This is a genomic window from Porphyrobacter sp. THAI-01a, from assembly GCF_056868655.1.
The window spans coordinates 3077182-3098939 of the sequence record NZ_CP180579.1 but is presented as its reverse complement, the minus strand read 5'-3'; the positions used below and the strand labels follow the sequence as shown (position 1 = coordinate 3098939).

21 protein-coding genes are annotated in these 21758 nt (G+C 68.4%); 12 read left to right on the top strand and 9 right to left on the bottom strand.

The genetic code is table 11. The annotated features are described in order from the left end of the window. Positions 1-98 precede the first annotated feature (98 nt). From holA to ACMX37_RS14925, 4 genes are read right to left on the bottom strand one after another with little or no spacing between them, the layout of a single operon-like run. Complete coding sequence (holA, locus tag ACMX37_RS14940) at positions 99-1163, bottom strand: DNA polymerase III subunit delta (RefSeq protein WP_483146683.1); 1065 nt, start codon at positions 1161-1163, stop codon at positions 99-101. After that, positions 1160-1660, bottom strand: coding sequence for an LPS assembly lipoprotein LptE (gene lptE, locus ACMX37_RS14935; RefSeq protein WP_483146682.1), 501 nt, complete (start codon positions 1658-1660; stop codon positions 1160-1162). The genes holA and lptE overlap by 4 nt, the downstream gene beginning before the upstream one ends. Continuing rightward, entirely contained in the window at positions 1660-4182 is a 2523-nt protein-coding gene (gene leuS / locus ACMX37_RS14930) for a leucine--tRNA ligase (protein WP_483146681.1), read from the bottom strand. The genes lptE and leuS overlap by 1 nt, the downstream gene beginning before the upstream one ends. Before the next feature lie 25 nt (positions 4183-4207). Next, positions 4208-4669, bottom strand: coding sequence for a DUF3576 domain-containing protein (locus tag ACMX37_RS14925; protein ID WP_420705679.1), 462 nt, complete (start codon positions 4667-4669; stop codon positions 4208-4210). A 339-nt stretch (positions 4670-5008) separates the two neighbouring features. Between ACMX37_RS14925 and ACMX37_RS14920 the strand changes: the two genes are divergently transcribed. The 3 genes from ACMX37_RS14920 to ACMX37_RS14910 all read left to right on the top strand — a co-directional run bounded on the left by ACMX37_RS14920 (position 5009) and on the right by ACMX37_RS14910 (position 7684). Continuing rightward, entirely contained in the window at positions 5009-5788 is a 780-nt protein-coding gene (locus ACMX37_RS14920; RefSeq protein ID WP_483146680.1) for a hypothetical protein, read from the top strand. 169 nt (positions 5789-5957) lie between these two features. Continuing rightward, positions 5958-6680 carry an acetoacetyl-CoA reductase gene (gene phbB / locus ACMX37_RS14915; RefSeq protein ID WP_483146679.1) on the top strand — a complete coding sequence of 241 codons (723 nt, stop codon included), beginning with the start codon at positions 5958-5960 and terminating at the stop codon, positions 6678-6680. Between the two features lie 116 nt (positions 6681-6796). Then, on the top strand, positions 6797-7684 hold the full coding sequence (locus ACMX37_RS14910; protein WP_483146678.1) for a hypothetical protein: 888 nt from the start codon (positions 6797-6799) through the stop codon (positions 7682-7684). Positions 7685-7697: 13 nt separating this feature from the next. Here ACMX37_RS14910 and ACMX37_RS14905 read toward each other — a convergent pair whose 3' ends face one another. After that, positions 7698-8483 carry a helix-turn-helix domain-containing protein gene (locus ACMX37_RS14905; protein WP_483146677.1) on the bottom strand — a complete coding sequence of 262 codons (786 nt, stop codon included), beginning with the start codon at positions 8481-8483 and terminating at the stop codon, positions 7698-7700. Positions 8484-8615: 132 nt separating this feature from the next. Here ACMX37_RS14905 and ACMX37_RS14900 point away from each other — a divergent pair, with 132 nt between their 5' ends. Beyond that, positions 8616-9206, top strand: coding sequence for an NADPH-dependent FMN reductase (locus tag ACMX37_RS14900; RefSeq protein WP_483146676.1), 591 nt, complete (start codon positions 8616-8618; stop codon positions 9204-9206). A 9-nt stretch (positions 9207-9215) separates the two neighbouring features. Here ACMX37_RS14900 and ACMX37_RS14895 read toward each other — a convergent pair whose 3' ends face one another. Beyond that, positions 9216-10532 carry an MFS transporter gene (locus tag ACMX37_RS14895; RefSeq protein WP_483146675.1) on the bottom strand — a complete coding sequence of 439 codons (1317 nt, stop codon included), beginning with the start codon at positions 10530-10532 and terminating at the stop codon, positions 9216-9218. A 139-nt stretch (positions 10533-10671) separates the two neighbouring features. On the opposite strand from ACMX37_RS14895, the gene ACMX37_RS14890 reads away from it, so the two are divergent. Beyond that, positions 10672-11193 carry a hypothetical protein gene (locus ACMX37_RS14890; protein WP_483146674.1) on the top strand — a complete coding sequence of 174 codons (522 nt, stop codon included), beginning with the start codon at positions 10672-10674 and terminating at the stop codon, positions 11191-11193. Between the two features lie 312 nt (positions 11194-11505). Here ACMX37_RS14890 and ACMX37_RS14885 read toward each other — a convergent pair whose 3' ends face one another. The 3 genes from ACMX37_RS14885 to ACMX37_RS14875 form a co-directional block, all read right to left on the bottom strand. Then, entirely contained in the window at positions 11506-13329 is a 1824-nt protein-coding gene (locus ACMX37_RS14885) for an AMP-dependent synthetase/ligase (RefSeq protein ID WP_483148425.1), read from the bottom strand. A gap of 191 nt (positions 13330-13520) precedes the next feature. Then, complete coding sequence (gene ggt / locus ACMX37_RS14880; protein WP_483146673.1) at positions 13521-15239, bottom strand: gamma-glutamyltransferase; 1719 nt, start codon at positions 15237-15239, stop codon at positions 13521-13523. An 11-nt stretch (positions 15240-15250) separates the two neighbouring features. Then, positions 15251-16285: a quinone-dependent dihydroorotate dehydrogenase gene (locus tag ACMX37_RS14875; RefSeq protein ID WP_483146672.1), complete on the bottom strand. Its 1035-nt coding sequence runs from the start codon at positions 16283-16285 to the stop codon at positions 15251-15253. A gap of 345 nt (positions 16286-16630) precedes the next feature. Here ACMX37_RS14875 and ACMX37_RS14870 point away from each other — a divergent pair, with 345 nt between their 5' ends. From ACMX37_RS14870 to sufC, 7 genes are all read left to right on the top strand, one after another. Then, positions 16631-17494 carry an AraC family transcriptional regulator gene (locus ACMX37_RS14870; RefSeq protein WP_483146671.1) on the top strand — a complete coding sequence of 288 codons (864 nt, stop codon included), beginning with the start codon at positions 16631-16633 and terminating at the stop codon, positions 17492-17494. A 96-nt stretch (positions 17495-17590) separates the two neighbouring features. Then, positions 17591-18028, top strand: a complete 438-nt coding sequence (locus ACMX37_RS14865; RefSeq protein WP_483146670.1) for an SUF system Fe-S cluster assembly regulator — start codon at positions 17591-17593, stop codon at positions 18026-18028. After that, positions 18025-19506 carry a Fe-S cluster assembly protein SufB gene (gene sufB, locus ACMX37_RS14860; protein WP_483146669.1) on the top strand — a complete coding sequence of 494 codons (1482 nt, stop codon included), beginning with the start codon at positions 18025-18027 and terminating at the stop codon, positions 19504-19506. Before ACMX37_RS14865 ends, sufB begins: the two co-directional genes overlap by 4 nt. Further along, positions 19506-19910 (top strand): hypothetical protein, encoded by a 405-nt coding sequence (locus ACMX37_RS14855; RefSeq protein WP_483146668.1) that lies wholly within the window; start codon positions 19506-19508, stop codon positions 19908-19910. The genes sufB and ACMX37_RS14855 overlap by 1 nt, the downstream gene beginning before the upstream one ends. Further along, the gene (locus ACMX37_RS14850; RefSeq protein ID WP_483146667.1) at positions 19907-20470 is read left to right on the top strand and encodes a DUF559 domain-containing protein; all 564 of its coding nucleotides are present in this window, start codon (positions 19907-19909) and stop codon (positions 20468-20470) included. Before ACMX37_RS14855 ends, ACMX37_RS14850 begins: the two co-directional genes overlap by 4 nt. 29 nt (positions 20471-20499) lie before the next feature. Beyond that, positions 20500-20991, top strand: a complete 492-nt coding sequence (locus ACMX37_RS14845; RefSeq protein ID WP_483146666.1) for a hypothetical protein — start codon at positions 20500-20502, stop codon at positions 20989-20991. Beyond that, a complete protein-coding gene (sufC, locus tag ACMX37_RS14840; RefSeq protein ID WP_483146665.1) occupies positions 20991-21734 on the top strand; it encodes a Fe-S cluster assembly ATPase SufC in 744 nt (247 codons plus the stop codon). The genes ACMX37_RS14845 and sufC overlap by 1 nt, the downstream gene beginning before the upstream one ends. The last annotated feature ends 24 nt before the right edge of the window (positions 21735-21758 follow it).

Below are 21758 nucleotides of genomic sequence, written 5' to 3'. Positions count from 1 at the left end.
TTTTTCCCCCGAGGCGCGACCCTCGACGCTTAGCTAGGCATTAATACAGAGAAAAGCGCAATTTGTGCGACTGCGAAAGTGAAACTTGTCACATTTTGCTACCGTCTGGCCGCATATCGCGCGATTTCAGTCAGTTCGTTAGCCAGCAGCAGCTCGGCCGCCTGGCTGTTGGCGAGCAGGGTGCGGTGCAAGGCGGTGAGCCGCGGAACGAGCCGGTCGAGTCGGCTCTCGCGGGCCCCGCGGGCAGCCGGCAGGGTCCAGCGCTCGAACTGCTGGGTGATCGCGCGCTCCTCGCGGAAGAAGATGCCGAGCTGCATCTTCTCCCCCTGATTGAGGCTCTGGATGCGGCCGTTGGCGCCGATGCGGGCGGCGATCTGCGCCAGCTGCGCGGCGCGCCGTTCCAGCGCCAGCGCCACGCCCACGGGGTTGAGCCCGAGCTCGCGCATCCGCCGGATCTCGCCCGCGATCCGCCCCAGCTCCCCGCCGAGAACGGCATTGACCAGCGGGGCGAAACCGTCCTCCTCGGTGGCCGCGCCGATCGCGGCGTGATCCTCGGTCGTGGCGGGGCGCGGGGCCTGCGGGTCGGCGCCGACATAGAGGGCAAGCTTGTCGACCTCGGACTGCGCCAGCCGCACGTCGAGGCCGGCGGCCCGCGCGATGCGTTCGGCAAGGTCGCCGCCGAGCCTGAGGCCCGCGGCGTCCGCCATGCCGCGCACCGCCTGCGCCACGTCCTTCAGCTCCGGCTGGTAGAACATGGCGACCAGCGCATCCTTGCGCTTCTCGAGCAGCTTGGCGGTGCGCGACTTGTCGGTGGCGGAAGTGGCGACGATGATCACCGGCGCCGCCTCGCCCGCGCCGGCCTCGGCGGTCTCGATCAGGTATTGCAGCGCGTCATGGGCATCGTCGCCGCTGGCGCGCACCCAGATGTGGCGGCTCCCCCCGAACAGCGAGGTCGAGCGGGCCTCGTCCCCGAGCCGGGCGGGATCGCCCTTGAGCTCGGCGCCGGTCATGTCGATCCGCTCGCCCGGGTCGGGCAGAGCGGCGGCGACACGATTGGCCGCGGCGCTGGCACCGGCTTCGTCCGGGCCGCAGAAGAAGAAGATTCGCGCCTCGCGCACGGCGGGGGGGAGCCCGCGCAGGAAATCGCTGTTCCGGGCCTTCACGGCTGGCCGGCGGGGCGCGCCCGGAGGGTGAGGGCGATCTGCGTCGCCATCCGGTCGGCCACCTCGAGCGCGAGGTTCTCGAGCGCCTTCTGTTCGGCGGCGATGGTGGCGTATTCGCTGGAGACCACGTCGATCCCCGCATCCGAACCCGCGGTCGCATCGAGCAGCACCGCGCCGGTGGCGAGATCGACCAGCTGGTAGCGGGCGCGCAGGATGCGGCGTTCGCGGCTGATGGTGTCGTCGTTGAGCACGCCGAGAGCCTCGAGCGAATCGTCGAGGCGCACGTCGAGCCGGTAGAGCGGCGCGGCCTCGCCCGCGACACCGAGGCGGGCCTCGAGCGCGTTCTTGACCAGCCAGCCGCCGCGTCCCTGGATCGCGGGGATCTCGATCGCGGCAAGCCCCTGCGCGGTCGCGGCGCCGGTCCCGCCGGCATACATCGGCGAAAGGCCGCAACCGGAAAGGGCCAGCGAGGCCGCCAGAGCGAGGAGAATCCGCATCAGGTGACGATATTCACCAATCGGTCCGGCACGACAATCACCTTGCGCACCGCAGCACCGTCGAGCGAGCGTTGCAGGTTGGGCGAGGCGAGCGCGAGCGCCTCGAGCGCCTCTTTCGACGCGCCTTTCGGCGCGGTCACGGTGTCGCGCAACTTGCCCATGTGCTGGATCGCGATGGTCACCTCGTCGTCGACCAGCAGGGCGGGGTCGACTGCGGGCCAAGGGGCGTCGGCTATCAGGGTGTCGTTGGCCATCGCCGCCCAGGCCTCCTCGGCGAGGTGCGGCATCATGGGGGCGGCGAGGTGGACGAGCGCCTTGATCGCCGCAGAGCGGCTGGCCGAGGGCGCGGCCTTCTCGACCGCGCCGGTCAGCTCGTAGATCCGCGCGACGGCCTTGTTGAAGCCCAGCGCCTCGATGTCGGCGGCGACGGCGGCGATGGTCTGGTGGGTCTTGCGGTCGAGCGCCTTGTCCTCGCCCTCGGCCGAAGCGTCATAGGCCGAGAACAGCCGCCACAGCCGCTGCACGAAGCGCGCGCAGCCCTCTATCCCGGCGTCGGACCATGGCAGATCGCGCTCGGGCGGCGAGTCCGAAAGCATGAACCAGCGCACGGCATCCGCGCCGTGGCGGGCGATGATCGCGTCGGGGTCGACGACGTTCTTCTTCGACTTCGACATCTTGATGACGCGACCGACCTCGACCGGCTGGCCGTCGGCCTTCAGGGTCGCCCCTTCCGAGGTGCGCTCGACCTCCTCCGGGCCGAAGTAGACCGGCACGCCGCGCGTCTCGTCGGTGCGGCTGTAGGTCTCGTGCGTCACCATCCCTTGCGTGAACAGGGCTGCAAACGGCTCCTTCACGTCGATCTTGCCGATGTGGGCGAGCGCGCGCGTCCAGAAGCGGGCATAGAGCAGGTGCAAAATCGCGTGCTCGATGCCGCCGATATAGTGCTGCACCGGCATCCACTTGGCGACCTCCTCGGGGTCGAAGGGCTTGTCGGCGGGCTGGCTGGCGAAGCGCAGGAAATACCACGAGCTGTCGACGAAGGTGTCGAGCGTGTCGGTCTCGCGCAGCGCGGGCTTGCCGCACTTCGGGCAATCGACGTGCTTCCACGTCGGGTGGCGCTCCAGGGGGTTGCCGGGGATGTCGAAGCTGACGTCCTCGGGCAGGGTGACGGGCAGCTGGTCCTTGGGCACCGGCATCACGCCGCAGGTGTCGCAGTGGATGAAGGGGATCGGCGTGCCCCAGTAACGCTGGCGGCTGACGCCCCAGTCGCGCAGGCGCCACACGGTGGTCCCCGTGCCCCAGCCCTCGGCCTCGGCGCGGGCGATGACGGCCTGCTTGGCGGCCTCGACGGTCATCCCGTCGAGGAAGCCGGAGTTGACGATCACCCCGTCCCCCGCCTCGGCCTCGCCCTTGAAGGGCTCGTCGGCCTTCGCCGGATCGGACGCGACGACGCGCGCGATCGGCAGTTCATACTTGGTGGCAAATTCGAAGTCGCGCTGGTCATGCCCCGGCACGCCCATGACGGCGCCGGTGCCGTATTCCATCAGCACGAAATTGGCGATGAAGACCGGCAGGGCCTCGCCCGTGAAGGGGTGCCGCGCGGTGATCGCGGTGCGGTAGCCGAGCTTCTCCGCGGTCTCGACCTCCGCGGCCTTGGTCCCGCCGCGCTTGCACTGCTCGATGAAGGCCGCGACCTCCGGGTCGTCCGCCAAGCCTTGCGCAATCGGGTGATCGGCGGCGATGGCGCAGAAGCTCGCGCCGAAGATCGTGTCGGGCCGCGTGGTGTAGACCGGCAGCTTGCCGCCGTCGGAGAGGTCGAAGGCGAACTCCAAGCCCTGCGACTTGCCGATCCAGTTCTCCTGCATCAGGCGGACCTTCTCGGGCCAGTCCTCGAGGCTGCCCAGCCCCTCCAGCAGATCGTCCGCGAAGTCGGTGATCTTGAGGAACCACTGGTTGAGCTTCCTCTTCTCGACCTCCGCGCCGCTGCGCCAGCCCTTGCCGTCGATCACCTGCTCGTTGGCGAGCACGGTCATGTCGACCGGGTCCCAGTTGACGGTCGATTCCTTGCGGTAGACCAGCCCCGCCTCGTAGAGGTCGAGGAACAGCGCCTGTTCGTGGCCGTAATATTCGGGATCGCAGGTGGCGAATTCGCGCGTCCAGTCGAGCGCGAAGCCGATGCGCTGGAGCTGCGCCTTCATCTGCGCGATGTTCGCCCTCGTCCAGCCGCCTGGGTGCACGCCCTTTTCCATCGCGGCGTTCTCGGCCGGCATCCCGAAGGCGTCCCAGCCCATCGGGTGCAGCACCTCGAACCCGCGCATCTTCTGGTAGCGCGCCAGCACGTCGCCCATCGTGTAGTTGCGCACGTGGCCCATGTGGATGCGCCCCGAGGGGTAGGGGAACATCTCTAGGATGTAGCTCTTGGGCTTCTCGCTCGCCGAATCGGCGGTGAAGGTCCCCGCCTCGGCCCATGCGCGCTGCCAGCGTCCGTCGGCGACGGACGGATCGAAACGTGTGTCGCTCATGCGGAAAGGTCCGGTGTGGCGTGTCTTACGAGGCGAGCGCCTGACGGCGCAGATCGCGGGCCTTGGTGAGGATGATGTCCTCGAGCTTCTGCACCGTCGCCGCCTGCACAGGCGCCTCGGTCCAGGTGCCGTTCTCGTTCACCTGCCGGCTCGCCGCGACGCGCAGCGCGTCGGCGCGCAGGTCCTGGTCGAGGATGGTCACGGTCAGCTTCACCCGCTCGCCCGGGTTGGAGGGATTGGCGTACCAGTCGGTCACGATCACCCCGCCGGCGCTGTCGGCCTGGAGCAGCGGGGCGAAGGCCACCGTGTCGAGCGCCGCGCGCCAGAGATAGGCGTTGACCCCGATGGTGTTGAGCTGCGCCGCGGCAAGCTCGGTGCGCGGACGGTCGCCGCCGCCGCACGCCGCGAGTGCCAGCGTGGCAACGCCGAGCAGCGCGGTCCCGCAAAGGCGGGCGGCACGGATAGGGGCGGAAGGGGCGCGTGTCACAGCCGGTTCATCCTCATCATCTGTCGCAGGAAGCCTGTCATGCCCCCTATAGCCGCCAGCAACCCGGCGGCAAGCTTCATCCGCGAGGTTTGCAGACGGGCACCCCCGGGCTTGAGCCTGCCGGGGCTTTACCGGGCCTGAACTGCCCGCGACTCGGGGCTTTATGTGTGCATGGTGCCACAGGTCCCCGGCGAATCCCGCATCCCTGCCGCAAGGCCGTTGCAAGCCCCGTGGGAGAACCTATCACAGACTTTCCACAGGCCCGCGACTCAGGCGCGGTTAAGCTTGTGCATGCTTTGGCAGACGGCCGATACGGCAGGACAGGACGAGAAGACGGCAATGGCACGCAAGACGGACAGGATGGCGAAGGGGCAGCACACGCTGTCGCGCTCTGCCCTGCCCGCGCTGGCCTTCGCCGGGCTGGCCCTTGCCGTGCCGAGCGCGGGTCTGGCGCTGGCGGGTGAAGTCGCCCCGGCGCGCACCGCCGCGCTGACGGACATGGGCCTCGATGCGCTGTCGATGTTCACCCCCGCCTCGGTCGATCCCGCGCTTGCGGCGCGCGTCGCCGGCAAGGCGCGGGCGCGCGGTGTGCCCTTCACCCCGGCGGCGGCCTCGCCCGTCACCGGCAAGCGCACCGTCACCGTCGCGGTGCGAGTCGATGACGACGCCGCGCGCGCGATCTCGGTGCGCAAGGCGATCGAGGCGGCACCCGGCCGCGGGCTCGGCCTTGCCGGGATCGAGGCGAGCAAGTTCCAGCTCGGCGCGGCGCGCGGCTACCAGAGCTTCGCGCGCACGGTCGACCTGTCGTCGAAGGTCAGCGCGATGGCGATGCCCGATCTGGCGCAGTTCAAGCCCTCGACGCCGCAGGACGCCGACAAGCCTTCGCGCCTCCAGCCGCGCATCGAGCTCGAGGATCGCGAGATCGCCGGCCGTTCGCCCAACACGCTGGACTCGGTCGCGCAGCAGACCGTGGGCGTCGGCGGCAGCTATCGCCTCTCGCCGAACCTCAACGTCATGGCCGGCGTGCGCTATTCGCAGGAGCGCGAGCGGCTCGATCCGCTGACCAATTCGGTCAAGGACAGCCAGGCCGTCTACGTCGGCACCCAGATCAAGTTCTGATCTGACGCATCCCTCCAGATCCGGCACTTGCCCTGATCCCGGGCCGCGCCTGCCCGCGCTCCGTGCGGCGCCCCGGCATGGGCCCAAAGCATAGCTATTCGCACCTTCCCCTTCCGCTACGTCACCGCTAGGTTGGCGGCATAAGCGTCACATAATGGGGAGAATTGCCATGGGCCGGGTAGCCATCGTCACCGGAGGAACGCGCGGGATCGGGGAGGCGATCTGCAGGCGCCTCCAGCGCCAGGGCCACACGGTCATCGCCAACTATGCCGGCAACGAGGAGAAGGCGAAGGCCTTCACCGAAGCGACCGGCATCCCCGCCTACAAGTGGGACGTGGGCGACCACGAGGCGACGCTGGCCGGCTGCGCGCAGGTCGAGGCAGATCACGGCCCGATCGACATCGTCGTCAACAATGCCGGCATCACCCGCGACGGCACGCTCCACAAGATGAGCTTCGACGACTGGAACGATGTCATGCGCATCAACCTCGGCGGGTGCTTCAACATGGCCAAGGCGACCTTCCCCGGCATGCGCGAGCGCGGCTGGGGGCGGATCGTCAACATCGGCTCGATCAACGGTCAGGCGGGGCAGTACGGCCAGGTCAACTACGCCGCCGCCAAGAGCGGCATCCACGGCTTCACCAAGGCCCTCGCGCAGGAAGGCGCGAAGTTCGGGGTGACGGTCAACGCGATCGCGCCGGGCTATATCGACACCGACATGGTCGCCGCCGTCCCCGCCCCCGTGCTGGAGAAGATCGTCGCCAAGATCCCCGTCGGCCGCCTCGGCATGGCCGAGGAGATCGCCCGCGGTGTGGCCTTCCTCACCAGCGAGAACGGCGGCTTCATGACCGGCTCGACCATGAGCATCAACGGCGGGCAGCATATGTACTGAGGCGCGCAGCGCCAGCCCGCCGCGCGGCCAGTGGGTCGGCGGCGACAGCCCGCCGAACCCGTCTGACGCCAGCCTGCGGCTTTGCCGCAGGCCCGCCGCCCTGCTATTTCAGGGCCATGCGCCTCGTCCTGACCCTCGTCGCAGCTTTCCTCGCCGTGCCCGCCGCCGCACAGGACTATGTCCTCCAGCTGGAGTACGAGACCGAGACCCGGGGCGACGACGAAGGCTCGCACAGCTCGTCCAGCGGACGCCAGGCGATTGCCGAGAAGGTGATCGCCGCAACCGCCGAGGGCGTGGAGCTCGAATACGCGCTTCCCTACGATCCCGAGGAAATCCGCGGCAACGAGCGGTGGATGTTCCCGGCGCGGGTCCGGGTCGCGCCCGATGGAGCGAAGACCATCCTCAACAGCGAGGAGCTGCTCGCCCGCAACGCGGCGTGGCTGGCCGAGGCGGAGTGGACCCGGGACGTCTGCTCGCGCTGGCTCTTCACCTGGACCGCGGTGCAGGTCCGCTGCGATCCCGAAGCCGCGATCGAGGCGGTCGAGACCTACGGGATGCAGCCCGGCCGGATTGGCGAGGGCCAGCCCTTCGCGCTCGAAGGCGCGCTCGGCCCGGTGGTGCTGGCCCGCGGCGGCGAGCACGACGGGCGGATCGTGCTGACCGGCACCGGCCCGGTCGATCCGGCCTTCGTCCGCGAGCGCGAGGCGCGCGGCGCGCTGGCTGTCGCCGAGATGATGCGCGAAACACTGACCCCGGAGGAGGCCGCCGCGCGGGCCGCCGCGATCACCGCAACCGGCACGCTTTCCGTCACGTTCGAGATCGATGCGGCGGGCCTGGTGTGGCGGCGCGAGGACCTTTCGGACATCACTGTCACCGGCAGCCGAAACAGCGACGGCACCCGCCACGCCCGCCAGACCGTCACCCGCCTCCCGCGCGCCGAGTGGGAGCGGCTGACGGACGTGGCGGACCCGGATCCCGAGGCCGTGGCAGCGGCGCTGCCCTGACCCGGCATCTGCCTCAGTCGAAGGTGATCCCCGCGACCTTCCATGCGCCGCCCTCCCGCGCGAGCGAGAGGCTCTCGGTCTGGCTCGTGCCATTGGCGTAGGTCGAGCGGAACTTGACCAGCCGGTAGCCCGAGGGCGGGGCGGGGACCCACTCGTTGCCGACAAGGTCGCGGGTCAGCACCTTGCCGAGCGGCGGGCGGGCGCGTTCGGAGATGGCGCTCCAGACCTCGAGCGTGTTGAGCCGGCGGAATTCCGCGCCCGTCGCGGCGTAGCTTTCGGCCCAGCGGCCCTCGTCGAGGAGCGCGAGGAAGGCCTCGGCGGCGCGGGCGGCGCCGGCGGCCTCGTCCTCGGCGGCGAGGGTGGCGGCGGTGGTGGTCACGGCAGGGGCAGGGGCCAGCACCGAAAGCGGGGAGGCGGGCAGGAACAGGGCGGCAAGGATCAGCGACATGGCGGTTACTCCGGCAAGTGTGAGAGCAGGGCCGCGCCCGAGGCGAAACCGTGCCCGCCGCCGGGGGGCGGCTGCCGTCGTGTCTGGGGCCGCGACCCCGCCCGGCGCATCCCCCAAAGCCTTGTCCCCGAGGATTTCGGGGGTCTGCTCGCCCTCCTGTGCCAGCAGCAGCCTTGCGGCCTCGCGGCTGCTGGTGGTGCCGAGCTTGCGCCGCGCCTCGCGCAGGCGTTCGTTGACCGTGTGGACCGACAGGCCGAGCGCGCGCGCCGAGGACTTGGCGTCGTGCCCGCCCAGAAGCAGGCGCAGGGTCTGCTTCTCCTTGTCGGTGAGGGCGTCGATGCCGGTGGTCATCGCGCGGGTCTAGGGCGGGGCGGCGGGGCGGGCCACCCCGAATTTTTCGGGGGCATAGGCGGCAGGCCGCGGCAGAATCGACAAGCCAATGTCATCCGCCCCCGCTAGGCTGGCGGGCGAAGGAGACCACCGATGGCCGACCGCATCCTCGTGTTCTACGGGTCCTACCGCAGCGACCGGCAGGGCATCCGGCTGGCCGACTGGTGCGTACGCCAGCTCAAGGCGCGCGGGGCCGATGTCGAGCTGAACGATGCGCAGGCGCTCGGCCTGCCGATGCTCGACCGGATGTACAAGGAATATCCCAAGGGCGAGGCCCCGGAGGCGCTGGAGACGCTCGCGGGCAAGATCCGCGCGGCGGACGCCTTTCTGTTCGTGGTGGGCGAATACAACTGGAGCGTGCAGCCGGGGCTGAAGAACCTCACCGATCACTTCCTCGAGGAATGGTTCTGGCGTCCCGCCGCGATCGCCTCCTATTCCGCCGGGCGCTTCGCCGGGGTGCGCGCGGCGCTGGCGTGGCGGGACATCCTGGGCGAGATGGGAATGGTGGTGGTCTCGAGCACCATCGCGGTCGGCCCGATGAGGGACACGCTGGACCATAACGGGGAGCCGGTGGGCGAGGGCGGCAAGGCACTCGAACGGCAGTTCCCGCGCTTTGCCGATGATCTCGCCTGGTGGACCGCGGCGGCCAAGGCGCAGCGGGAGCGGGCGAAGCCGCCCTACTGACGGTCGCGATCAGACCACCGCCGGTTGCATCATCCGCGCGCGCACCTGCGCGCGCAGCACCCAGATCAGCCCGGCGCAGGCCGTCACCATCGTCCCGATCCCGATCAGCCCGGCATCGAAGCTCCCGGTCGAATCCGCCAGCGCCCCCCAGGCGAAGGGCGAGACGAAGGCGCCGATCTGGGCCATGGTGTTGATCGCCGCGGCCCCCACCGCCAGCTCGCTCTGGGAGAGCGTCTCGGGCCAGGCCGAGGACAGCAGCATCGGCACGCTCGGCGCGGTGGCGGCGAAGGCGAGGAAGGCCAGCGCCACCACCGGCGGCGATCCCGACAGGGCGATCACGAAGAAGGCGGTGGCGATGATCGCCGCGCACCAGAAGGCGAAGAAGAAGCGGTCGCTCCGGCGGTCCGCCACCTGGCCGAGCGCGAGCATCAGGATCACCCCCAGCACCCCGCCCGCGCTCACCATCCACCCCGCCGTCGCCTGCCCCATCCCCGCCGCCTCGGCGAGGATCATCGGCACCGAGAGCGTGAAGGTGATGTTCGCCCCGATCACCAGAAAGCCGATGGTGCCGTTCATCAGCACCCGGGGATGGCGCAGGACGGCAAGGATGCTGTGCCGTGCGGGCGCGCCGATCAGCCGCTGTTCGCGGGCGAGCTCGTCCTCGATCCAGTCGCGTTCGTCCGGGGTCAGCCAGGTGACGCTGGCGGGGCGGTCGGGCAGCCAGACGAACACCGCGATCCCCACCAGCACCGTCGGCAGCCCCTGCGCGAGGAACAGCCATTGCCAGCCCGCCAGCCCCGCCATGCCGTCGAGCGACAGCAGCCAGCCCGACACCGCGCCCATCAGCAGCGAGGCGAGCGGCACGGCGATATAGAAGCGGCTCACCGCGCGGCTGCGGTGGCAGGGGGGAAACCAGCTCGAGAAATAGTAGATGACGCCGGGGTAGAACCCCGCCTCCGCCACCCCCAGCAGGAAGCGCAGGATGTAGAACTGCGAGGGGGTTTCGACGAACATCATGCCCGCCGACAGCAGCCCCCATGTCACCATGATCCGCGCGATCCACTGGCGCGCCCCGAAGCGCACCAGCAGGAGGTTCGAGGGGATCTCGAACAGCGCATAGCCGAGGAAGAACAGTCCGCCGCCGAGGCCGTAGACCGTCGCGCTGAAGCCGAGATCGGCGTTCATGTCGGTCGCCGCGAAGCTGACGTTGACCCGGTCGAGATAGGCGAAGAGGTAGGCGACGAGGATCAGCGGGATGATCCGCCACAAGGCCTTGCGCATCGCCGAAGCGCCGATGGCCGCCCGTTCCTCGTCCCCTGCCGCCATCGCTGTCCCCCGGGCGGGAGACTAACCCATGTTAACCCGGCGCGCAATGAAGGGGAGCGGGCCGGCTGCGGCGGCGGGAAGTGACGAAGGCTTAAGGGCTTGGCCTTAGCTTCGTCTTGTGTGAGCGACAGAGGCCGAGATGTGGAACGAAGACAACGCGATTTATGACGATGGAGATTGGATCACGTGGTCAGAAATCGATTCCCATCTTGCGCGACTGGAGTTTGAAGCTGCTTTTCCGCATCTCGATGTCGATCTCGTCCCAATCTTCCGCCAACTGTTGGAAGCTGCGCAAAATTACTTCCATCTGACGGGGCGTCATCTACAGGTCTATGGCGATTTAGGCGAACTCTATGGAGCGATCGTCCATGGAGTAAAGCTCCACCGCAACTATGCTCAAGGATCCGATGGCAAGATCGGCGATGAATTCGTAGAGATTAAAACGCTTACGCCATTCAAGAGCAACGATATCGTCACATTGAACATGGACCGGAATTTCAGTGCGGTCCTGATCGTAAAAATCGACGAGAATTTCGAAATTTCGAGCAAATTGATCAAACGGAAGGACTTGCCGAAGGGATCAAGAAAGCTCTTGCGCTTGAATTGGGGAGATTTCGCGAACACGCCGGAACCCTCTCACCGGCTTCATTGTCCCGGATGACTTCCGGAGTGACGAAGGGCGGCGCTTCTCAGCCCTTCCCTTTCGCCACAGCCGCGTCCCATTCGTCCCACGCGATGCTGCGGCCCGGCCAGGCGAGGCGCTTTCCTACACCGGCAGCGAAGCGGTAGACCGGGCGCGGTTCTTTCGCATCGTGATCCCCTGCTCTGCCATGCGCACACGGCCACGCGGCCAGAAAACGCCGCGCACAGTGTCAATTTCGCATTTTGCGATCAAAGCTATGAAATAGCAGAGGAAATCCTGTAGGATTGCGAAGTTTACAGTGCCAACTTTGTACACTTCGCTCCCCGTGCCTCACCCCCGATAGAGGCCGTCGATCCGTTCCTGATACCGCTCGCGGATCTTGTGGCGGCGAATCTTCATGCTCGGCGTCATTTCCTCGTTCTCGATGGTGAAGGCCTCGTCGGCGAAGGCGAACTGGCGGACCTTCTCGATCACCGAGAGATCGGCATTGGTCCGGTCGACCGCCGCGCGCACCGCGTTCCTGAAGGCGGGCAGGTCCTGCAGCGCCTTCATGTCGAACTTCTCGCCGTTGGCCCGCGCCCATTCGAGCGCCCATTCGGCATCGGGCACGATCAGCCCTACGACATAGGGCCGCTTGTCCCCGCTCACCATCGCCTGCGCGATCTCGGGCTGGAGCGTCAGCATCCCCTCGACCTTCTGGGGGGCGATGTTGTCGCCCTTGTCGTTGACGATCATGTCCTTCTTGCGGTCGGTGATGACGATTCGGCCCTTGGCGTCGAGGTGCCCGATGTCGCCCGTGTGGAGCCACGGCAGGCCCGTCGGGTCGGCCGGATCGGCCTTCAGCGTGCGCGCGGTCTCGGCCTCGTTGCGCCAGTAGCCGTGCATGACGAGCTCGCCGCGCACGAGGATCTCGCCGTCCTCGGCGATCTTCACCTCGACGCCCCGGAGCGGCGGCCCGACCGTGTCCATCTTGAGCCCGACCTTGGGGCGGTTGCAGCTGATCACCGGCCCGGCCTCGGTCTGGCCGTAGCCCTGGAGCATGGTCAGCCCCATCGCGTCGAAGAAGTTGCCGACCTCGGGATTGAGCGGCGCCCCGCCCGACACCATCGCCTTGATCCGCCCGCCGAACTTCTGCCGGATCTTGGGCCGCAGGGTCTTCTCGACGAGGAAATCGAGCGGCCGGTCGCGCAGGCGCTTTCTGCCCTCCTTGGAATGCTCGGCGATCTTCAGCGCGCTATCCATCATGAAATTGGCGACTTTGCCCTGCTTTTCGACCTGCTTCATGATCCGGGTGCGCAGCACCTCGAACAGGCGCGGGACGACGACCATGATGGTCGGGCGGGTCTCCTCGATATTGCTGGCGAGCTTTTCGAGGCCTTCGGAATAGAAGATCTCCGCCCCGACGCCGATGGGCAGGTATTGCCCGCCCGAATGTTCGTAGGCGTGGGACAGCGGCAGGAAGGAGAGGAAGCGTTCGTCCTTGATGCCGAAATCCTCGATCAGCACCTCGGCCGCACCCGAGACGTTGCACAGGATCGCGCCGTGGTGCTGCATCACGCCGCGCGGGGCGCCGCCGGTGCCGCTGGTGTAGATGAGGCAGGCGGTCTCCGAGCGTTCGATGCGGGCGATGCGCTCGTCCACCGCGGCGCGGGCGGCGGCGGCATCGCCGCTCACGAGCGCGTCCCAGCCGTGATATTCGAAGCTGCCCGATTGCTGGCGCTTGAGGTTCTCGATGCCGATGACGTGCTCGACGAGGCCGGTCTGGCTGATCGCGCCGACCAGCGGGGCGAGCAGCTTCTCGTTGGAGACGAACACCGCCCGCGCGCCAGAATTGTCGAGGATGTGGGCGTGATCGCGGCGGGTGTTGGTGGTGTAGGTCGGCACGGTGATGCAGCCGGCCGCCATGATTGCGAGGTCGGCGATGCACCATTCGGGCCGGTTCTCGCTGACGAGCGCCACGCGGTCGCCGTCCTCCAGCCCCATGCGGCGCAGGCTTTCTGCGAGCAGGCAGACCTGCTCTGCCGCCGAGCGCCAGGACTGGGTCACCCATTGCCCGCCCGCCTTGTGGCCGAGGAAGGGCGCATCGCCCTTTTCATCGGCGCGCTTGAGGAACAGCTCGACGAGGTTCTGGGCGTTGTCGATGTCCTGCAACATCGGGTGATCCGCGGGATTGGCAGTCCTGCGGGCGGCGTGGGGCACGGTGGGGGAATGCACTGGCAAAGGCTCCTGATCCCTTCGAACTTATCCTTCGCAGGTTCAGGTGCGACCCGCGTGTGGCGCGCAGATTAGAAGGTCAAATCCGTAGCGGCAAGCACCGGCGATGCGGCTGCCCACCGCGCCGGAGATCAGGGCGTGACGACGCTCACGAGGCGCGGCTCGGTCGCAACCTCCCAGGTGCCGTCGGCCCGCCGCCCGAGGGCGTTGGCCTTGATCGGTGCGGGGCCGAGGCGGATGCCCGTGTGGCCCAGTGCTTCGAGGTCGCCCTTCATCGCCTCAAGCGCGGTGCCTTCCTCGATCAGCAGCACGTCGCCGAAGGACATGGCGAAGGGCAGGGCCAGCGCCTCCTGCGCGCCCAGCCCGAAATCGAGCACCCCGATGATGCCGCGCGCGACGGTGACGGGGATCGTCGGCCCGCCCGCCGCGCCGATCACCAGCACGACCTGCCCTTGCGCATCGTAGACGATGGTCGGCGCCATCGAGGAGCGCGGGCGCTTGCCGCCCTCGACCCGGTTGGCGACCGGCTTGCCGTCCGCGACCGGCGTCAGGGTGAAGTCGGTCAGCTCGTTGTTGAGATAGAAGCCGCGCCAGTGCAGCCCCGACCCGAAGGCGCCTTCGATGGTCGAGGTGTAGCTGACCGCATTGCCCGCCGCGTCGACGACGGAGAAATGGGTGGTGCCGTTCTCCGGCTCCTCGGGCCCGTCGCCGCGGGCGAGCGGGGCGCCGGGGGGCACGCCGGCCTCGACCTTCGCGCGCCGCATCGCCGGATCGATCAGCGCCGAGCGGGTGGCGAGGTAGCCCTGATCGACCAGCCCGGCGACAGGCACCTCGACGAAATCGGCATCGCCCGAATAGAGCTCGCGGTCGGCATAGGCGAGGCGCTGGCTCTCGATGAAGAGGTGCCAGAACCGCGGGCTGTCGGGCCCCAGCGCGGCAAGGTCGAAGCGTTCGAGCTGGCCGAGCATCTGCGCGACCGCGATCCCGCCCGAGGAGGGCGGCCCCATCCCGCACACCCGGTAGACCCGGTAGCGGGCGCAGACCGGCGGGCGTTCCTTGGCGGTGTAGCCGGTGACGTCGGCAGCGGTCATCCGCCCGTCCTGCGGCGTGGCGGCGGCGACATGGGCGGCGAGCGCGGCGGCCGGCGCGGGGCCGTAGAGCGCCTCGGGGCCCTTGGCGGCGAGGGCGCGGAAGGTCTCGGCCAGCAGCGGCACCTTGACGGTCGCGCCCACCGGGAGCGGCTCCCCGTCGGGGCCGAAGAAAACGGCGCGCGCCTCGTCGGACTTGTCGGCGCGGCCCTTGTTTCCCTTGAGTGATTCGTAAAGCCGCGGGTTCATCACGAACCCCTTCTCGGCGAGCGCGATGGCGGGGGCGAACAGCTTCGCCCAGGGCAGCTTGCCGTGTGCGGCGTGGGCCTTCGCCGCAAGCGCGACATTGCCCGGCACCCCGACGCTGAGGCCCGAGAACACCCGCTGGTCGCGGCCGAGCACCTTTCCGGTCTCGTCGAGGAAGCGGGTGGGTGTAGCGGCGGCAGGGGCGGTCTCGCGCCCGTCATAGGTGACGAGCGCGCCCGTCGCAGCGTCGGCGCGCACGAGGAAGCCGCCGCCGCCGATGCCGGAACTCTGCGGTTCGACCACGGTCAGCGCCAGCATCACCGCGATCGCGGCATCGACCGCCGAGCCGCCCTCGGCAAGGATCGCCTCGCCCGCCGCGGTGGCGCGGGGGTCGGCGCTGCTGACGGCGCCGGTCCGGGCCGGAGCCGCGGCCGTCGCGGGCGTGGCGGTCTGGGTCGCGGCGCAGCCCGAAAGGGCGAGGGCCAGCGGGGCGATCAGTGCGGGGAAGAAGCGCATGGACGAGGGTGCTATTCGCTTCCCACCGCTTCGGCAATGCTGGCGAAGCCATCGCGCCGCATCAGGCCCTCCAGCCCTCGCGCGATCCGTGCGCCGAGGCCGGGGCCATCATAGACCATCGCGGAATAGAGCTGCACGAGGCTCGCCCCGGCGCGGATGCGCTCCCAGGCGTGCTCGGCGGTGGCGATGCCGCCGACGCCGACCAGCGGGATCGCGCCGCCCGTCGCCTTGCGGAAATCGCGCAGCCGCTGGGTGGCAAGCGCGCGCAGCGGCGCGCCCGAGAGGCCGCCGGTCTCCCCCGCATGGGCCGAACGCAGCGCGGGGCGGGAGATCGTGGTGTTCGACACGACCAGCGCGCCCAACCGCTTGTCGATGGCGATGCGGGCGATGGCATCGATATCCGCCGGTTCGAGATCGGGCGCGACCTTGAGGAAGATCGGCGGCGCGCCCCCCGCCTCGTCGCGCGCGGCGATCACGGCATCGAGCAGGCCGGTGAGCGCGCTCTCGTCCTGCAATGCGCGCAGGCCCGGGGTGTTGGGGCTGGAGATATTGACGCACAGATAGCTGGCGACGGGGGTCATGCGGCTGGCCATCACCGCGTAATCGGCGATGCGATCGGCCGAATCCTTGTTCGCGCCGATGTTGACCCCGACGATACCCGGCCGCCCGGCCCGCGCCCTCAGCCTTGCCAGAGCCGCCTCCGCTCCGCCGTTGTTGAACCCCATGCGGTTGATCACGGCCTCGTCCTCGACCAGCCGGAACAGGCGCGGCTTGGGGTTGCCCGCCTGCGGGAGCGGGGTGATCGAGCCGACCTCGGTGAAGCCGAAGCCCAGCCCCAGCAGCGCGTCGGGCACCTCGGCGTCCTTGTCGAACCCGGCCGCGACCCCCACCGGATTGGGGAAGGCGAGCCCCGCCACCTCCACCGCCAGCGGCCCCGCCGTGGCCGGCGCGCGCGGCGGCAGCGCGGCGAGCGCGCGGATCGCCAGCCTGTGTCCGGTTTCGGAATCGAGCGCGAAGATCGCGGGCCTGATCATGCGGAACAGCATCGGTCCTGCGCCTATGCGAGAGCGCCTTCCATGTCGAGCGCCCGTCCCGCATCGGCCCCCGGCGGAGTTGTCGCTTGCATACAATCCTCCCAGCGAATCAACGGCTATTGCCCCCCTGCGACCCGAAGGGCTCGGAGCAGCATTGCAAAGAGTTCCTCAACTTAATGGGCGGCGTCCCCGAGGGGCCGCCGCCCTTTTTTGCGTCTGTCCTGCATGCGGACGCGCAGCACACCCCCCTCGACAAAAGCAGACAGGTTGCGCATTGAGACCGAAACGGCGCGGCAGCGCGCCCTTGGGTCGCACCAAACCAGAACAGGGGGCCCCGGAGATCCGGGGAAAGGTTTGTTGCAATTCGAAACCAGGATGCTGCTACCCTCGGCCGACCGCGCCGGCCTTGTGCACACCTTCTACATCATCGAGACCGGCAGCGACCCGATCACCGAATCGATCCCGGCCTATTCCGCGCAGCTCATCATCATGGTGCGCGGGCGGCTGACCTTCACCTTTGCCGACGGGCACAGCGCGCCGGCCTCCAGCGTCTTCATCAAGGCGCCGCAGCTCAGCGCCGCGCAGTGCCTGCTGGAGGGGCCGGTGCTGGAGATCGGCGCCTCGCTCACCCATGCCGCGTGGCAGCGGCTGGCGAACCTCCCCGCCGACATGGTGCACGACCGGCTGATCCCCGCCGCCGCGATCCTCTCGCCGGACCAGCTCGCCCGCCTCGAGGACGCCGCCGAGGCGTGCCGGGCGGGGCGCGTCACCCCCGAGGATGTCTGCACCGCGATGGGCGACGTTATCGCCGCCGCCCCCTTTGCTCTCAGGGAGGATCACGCTGCCGTGGCCGACGCGATCCAGCGCTGGCTGGCGAGCGGTTTCGACCCCGCGCTCGCCGATCTCTATGCCAGCGTCGACGTCTCCGAGCGGCAGGTGCAGCGCATCTGCCGGCGCTTCTTCGGTGTTCCGCCCGCGCAGGTGCTCAAGCGGTTCCGCGCCTTGCGGGCGGCGATGGTCCTCTCGCAGCCGGGCCTCAGCCAGGAGCTGCACGACGAGCTGATGGCGACCTATTTCGACCAGGCGCACCTCATCCACGACATCCGCCGCTACACCGGCCGCACGCCCACCCAGCTGCGCCAGCGCAGCCTGATGACCGGCCTGCTCCAGCCGGCAGGCCACGGGGCTGCGGGTGCCGTGCTGACCCAGCCGACCGGCTAGGCCGCACGCCGCATCCGGTTTGACGGTTGTAATGCGAGCGGATTGCTCCTAATTGGCAATTCGGACTGATTCCGTCCGAATTGAGAACCGCTCGCAATGCGCCTGTCGAACCTTGCCGATTATGCCGTCATCACGATGTGCCAGGCCGCGCTTCACTGCGGCAACGGTCGGGTGAGCGCGGCGGAGCTTGCCACGGAGACCGGCCTGCCGGTGCCGACGGTGCAGAAGCTGGTGTCCAAGCTGACGGCCGCGGGCCTGCTGCGGAGCGTGCGGGGCGCCCACGGGGGCCTCCAGCTCGGGCGTCCGGCGGCGGCGATCACCGTGGCGGACATCGTCGAGGCGATCGAGGGGCGCATCGCGCTCACCGCCTGCATCGACCACGCGCCGTGCGATTTCGAGAGCGGGTGCAACATGAAGCCGCACTGGCCGATCATCAACAACGCGCTGCGCGGGGCGCTGGCGGGGATCACGCTCGCCCAGCTGCGCGGACCGGTGGCAGCGCCCGCAACCATTTCCGAGGACCTTCCGGCATGAGCGAAGACATCGACATTCAGGACAGGGAAGCCCGTGAGGCCGCCGCCAAGGTCGCCGATTACGAGCACGGCTGGTCGGCCGAGATCGACACCGAATTCGCGCCCAAGGGCCTGAACGAGGACACCGTCCGCTTCATCAGCGCCAAGAAGAACGAGCCCGAGTGGATGCTCGAATGGCGTTTGAAGGCCTTCCGCCTGTGGCAGACCATGGAGGAGCCCGACTGGGCCAAGATCGGCTATCCGCCGATCGACTACCAGGACGCCTATTACTATGCCGCGCCCAAGAAGAAGGCGACCATCGCCAGCCTCGACGAGCTCGATCCCGAGATCAAGGCGGTCTACGACAAGCTCGGCATCCCCGTGGCGGAGCAGGAAGTGCTCGCCGGGGTCGAGGGCGCGCGCAAGGTCGCGGTGGACGCGGTGTTCGATAGCGTCAGCGTCGCCACCACCTTCCGCGAGGAATTGAAGCGCGCGGGCGTGATCTTCCTCTCGATCTCCGAGGCGATCCGCGAATATCCCGACCTCGTGAAGCAGTGGCTCGGCCGGGTCGTGCCGGTGCGCGACAACTACTTCGCGGCGCTCAATTGCGCGGTCTTCTCCGACGGCACCTTCGTCTACGTGCCCGAGGGCGTGCGCTGCCCGATGGAGCTTTCGACCTATTTCCGCATCAATGCCGAGAACACCGGCCAGTTCGAACGCACGCTGATCATCGCCGACAAGGGCGCCTATGTCAGCTACCTCGAGGGCTGCACCGCCCCGATGCGTGACGAGAACCAGCTTCACGCCGCAGTGGTGGAACTGGTCGCGCTGGACGATGCCGAGATCAAGTATTCGACCGTGCAGAACTGGTATCCCGGCAACGCCGAGGGCAAGGGCGGGATCTACAATTTCGTCACCAAGCGCGCGCTGTGCCAGGGGGACCGTTCGAAGGTCAGCTGGACGCAGGTCGAAACCGGCAGCGCGGTGACGTGGAAATACCCCTCCTGCGTCCTCAACGGAGAGGATAGCGTGGGCGAGTTCTACTCGGTCGCGGTCACCAACAATTTCCAGCAGGCCGACACCGGCACCAAGATGATCCACAACGGCAAGAACAGCCGCTCGACGATCATCTCGAAGGGGATTTCGGCGGGCAAGTCGAACAACACCTATCGCGGCTTGGTGCGCGTCGGCCCGACCGCGAGCGGCGTTCGCAACTTCACCCAGTGCGACAGCCTGCTGCTCGGCGACCAATGCGGCGCGCACACCGTGCCCTATATCGAGGTGAAGAACCCCAGCGCGCAGATCGAGCACGAGGCGACCACCTCCAAGATCAGCGACGAGCAGTTGTTCTACGCGATGCAGCGCGGCCTCGGCGAAGAGGAAGCCGTGGCGCTGATCGTCAACGGCTTCGCCAAGGACGTGCTGAAAGAGCTTCCGATGGAGTTTGCGGTCGAGGCGCAGAAGCTGCTGGCGATTTCGCTTGAGGGGAGCGTGGGGTGATGAAGAACATTAACTTCATAGTTCTCGCGGCATTGGCGCTTTCGCAAGGCGCGCTGGCGCAGACGAAACTGGAAGGAAAAGCCAAGACTATCGACGATGAGTCTGGCTTTACAGCAAGGGCGGATTACCCCGACATCCTTTCCTCCGCATTGCGGCCCTATATGCAATGCGAGATTCGGAGAGCAGGCTCGAAAATCCTTGCCAATGGGCAGGTCGTTGACGGCCCAAGCAGCGAGGCCGAATGCCTGACAATTCGCGAAACTGCCTTGATCGATGTTAACAAGGTTCTGGATCGCGAAGGGATCACATCTGAAGAAGCGCGTGCGCGCATCATCAAGCGGGCGTTTGGGGCGATCGACGCCCTCGCAGCTTCGCAACGCGTGTGGCGGGCCGCAAATCAATGACCACCCGTAAAACCCTCGCCCTCAACCCCGAGGCTGCTGCCACCGCCGAAGCCCCCGCGCTCAAGAAGAAGGGGCGCGGGTGGGAGATTTCGGAGAAGCGGCTCGACGCGCTGCACGAACAGGCGCGCGAGCTGCGGCGCCATTCGTCCGAGGCGCACAAGGCGCTCGCCGCCAAGTTCGCCGCCGCCGACATGGGCCGTTACACCTTCAAGCGCCACGCCGTGGTCGGCTCGGCGATCGTCGATTTCAACTGCCACAACCTCGGCCTCGCGCTGGCGATCGACGAGGAGGGGCAGAACGACACCCTCGCCAGGCGCCGCGACAAGAGCCTCGAGGCGGTCGGCATCAAGGTGATGCGGATCGCGGCGAAGGACATCCTCGAGGATCTCGACGCGGTGCTCCAGCGCCTCACCATCGCCATGCGCGAGCGGATCGCCGAGAAGAAAGAGGCCGCCCGCGCGCACAAGGCGGCCAACCCCAAGCAGACCTATTCGCGCCCCAAGCCGCGCGGACCCGCCCGTGACGACACCCCCAGCAAACCCCGGAGCCGCAAGCCGTGATCGCCGCCAGCCTCCTTGCCCCGCTCCTCATGCTGCAAGCCACCGGCGAAAGCGCCGTGGCGGTCAAGAACGACAATCCGGAAACCTGGACGGTCGAATATCCCTTCCTGATCCGCCCCTATGTCGCCGATTACCGCCGCTGCCTCGCGCTCACCAACCGGCGGATCGCGGGCAAGGCCGATTTCGAGCAGCAGCACGCCGGCGACGTGACGCGCTGCGTCGAGGCGCGGGCCAAGGCCGTCGCGGATTCCAACGAAGTGCTGGCCGGGGCCAAGACCACCCTCAGCCCCGCCGAGGTCGCGCAATTGTTCGACAATATCGGCGCGATCCACATCGCCCGCGGCCGCGATCTCGACCAGCAGTTCATGATGCGCCTCGCCGGGGCCGAAGCGGCGGGCGCGGCCTATGAAGCGAACAAGCCCAAGGGTCTGGTGATCGAGCTGCGCGATGCGAGCGTCGTCAAGGCGCGCACCGATGCCACCGCCCCTGCGGCGCAGGAACAGGACAAGGACGGCAAGTAATGCTGATCATCGACAATCTTCACGCCAGCGTCGGCGATAAGCCGATCCTCAAGGGCCTCTCCCTCACCGTCCCCGCGGGCGAGATCCATGCGATCATGGGCCCCAACGGTGCGGGCAAATCGACCCTTGCGAACGTGCTCGGCGGCAAGCCCGGCTACGAGGTGACCGCGGGGAGCGTGACCTTCCGGGGCGAGGACCTGCTGGCGCTCGAACCGCACGAGCGCGCGGCCAAGGGGCTGTTCCTCGGCTTCCAGTATCCGGTCGAGATCCCGGGCGTCTCCAACGTCCAGTTCCTGCGCGAGGCGCTCAACGCCCAGCGAAAGGCGCGCGGGGAGGAGCCGCTGTCCGGCGGCGAGTTCCTGAAGCTCGCCAGGGAGAAGGCGGGCCTGCTCAAGATGGACATGGAAATGCTCAAGCGGCAGGTCAATGTCGGCTTCTCGGGCGGCGAGAAGAAGCGCGCCGAGATGGTGCAGATGGGCATCCTCGACCCGGCCTTCGCGGTGCTGGACGAGACCGACTCCGGCCTCGACATCGACGCGCTAAGGATCGTCGGTGCGGGCATCAACGCGATCATGCGCTCGCCGGACAAGGGCGTGCTGCTGATCACCCACTACCAGCGCCTGCTCGACGTGGTGAAGCCCGACAAGGTGAGCATCCTTGCGGGCGGCCGGATCGTCGAGACCGGCGGGCCGGAACTCGCGCTCAGGCTCGAGGCCGAGGGCTATGATGCGGTGACGGCGTGACGACAGCCACCCTCCCCACCCCCA

What these genes read in the sequence shown, in the direction of transcription:
- lptE (WP_483146682.1), bottom strand. Translation starts at nt 1,660, where the DNA reads ATGCGGATTCTCCTCGCTCTGGCGGCCTCGCTGGCCCTTTCCGGTTGC.
- leuS (WP_483146681.1), bottom strand. Translation starts at nt 4,182, where the DNA reads ATGAGCGACACACGTTTCGATCCGTCCGTCGCCGACGGACGCTGGCAG.
- ACMX37_RS14920 (WP_483146680.1), top strand. Translation starts at nt 5,009, where the DNA reads ATGGCACGCAAGACGGACAGGATGGCGAAGGGGCAGCACACGCTGTCG.
- phbB (WP_483146679.1), top strand. Translation starts at nt 5,958, where the DNA reads ATGGGCCGGGTAGCCATCGTCACCGGAGGAACGCGCGGGATCGGGGAG.
- ACMX37_RS14910 (WP_483146678.1), top strand. Translation starts at nt 6,797, where the DNA reads ATGCGCCTCGTCCTGACCCTCGTCGCAGCTTTCCTCGCCGTGCCCGCC.
- ACMX37_RS14905 (WP_483146677.1), bottom strand. Translation starts at nt 8,483, where the DNA reads ATGACCACCGGCATCGACGCCCTCACCGACAAGGAGAAGCAGACCCTG.
- ACMX37_RS14900 (WP_483146676.1), top strand. Translation starts at nt 8,616, where the DNA reads ATGGCCGACCGCATCCTCGTGTTCTACGGGTCCTACCGCAGCGACCGG.
- ACMX37_RS14895 (WP_483146675.1), bottom strand. Translation starts at nt 10,532, where the DNA reads ATGGCGGCAGGGGACGAGGAACGGGCGGCCATCGGCGCTTCGGCGATG.
- ACMX37_RS14890 (WP_483146674.1), top strand. Translation starts at nt 10,672, where the DNA reads ATGTGGAACGAAGACAACGCGATTTATGACGATGGAGATTGGATCACG.
- ACMX37_RS14885 (WP_483148425.1), bottom strand. Translation starts at nt 13,329, where the DNA reads ATGTTGCAGGACATCGACAACGCCCAGAACCTCGTCGAGCTGTTCCTC.
- ggt (WP_483146673.1), bottom strand. Translation starts at nt 15,239, where the DNA reads ATGCGCTTCTTCCCCGCACTGATCGCCCCGCTGGCCCTCGCCCTTTCG.
- ACMX37_RS14875 (WP_483146672.1), bottom strand. Translation starts at nt 16,285, where the DNA reads ATGCTGTTCCGCATGATCAGGCCCGCGATCTTCGCGCTCGATTCCGAA.
- ACMX37_RS14865 (WP_483146670.1), top strand. Translation starts at nt 17,591, where the DNA reads ATGCGCCTGTCGAACCTTGCCGATTATGCCGTCATCACGATGTGCCAG.
- sufB (WP_483146669.1), top strand. Translation starts at nt 18,025, where the DNA reads ATGAGCGAAGACATCGACATTCAGGACAGGGAAGCCCGTGAGGCCGCC.
- ACMX37_RS14855 (WP_483146668.1), top strand. Translation starts at nt 19,506, where the DNA reads ATGAAGAACATTAACTTCATAGTTCTCGCGGCATTGGCGCTTTCGCAA.
- ACMX37_RS14850 (WP_483146667.1), top strand. Translation starts at nt 19,907, where the DNA reads ATGACCACCCGTAAAACCCTCGCCCTCAACCCCGAGGCTGCTGCCACC.
- ACMX37_RS14845 (WP_483146666.1), top strand. Translation starts at nt 20,500, where the DNA reads ATGCTGCAAGCCACCGGCGAAAGCGCCGTGGCGGTCAAGAACGACAAT.
- sufC (WP_483146665.1), top strand. Translation starts at nt 20,991, where the DNA reads ATGCTGATCATCGACAATCTTCACGCCAGCGTCGGCGATAAGCCGATC.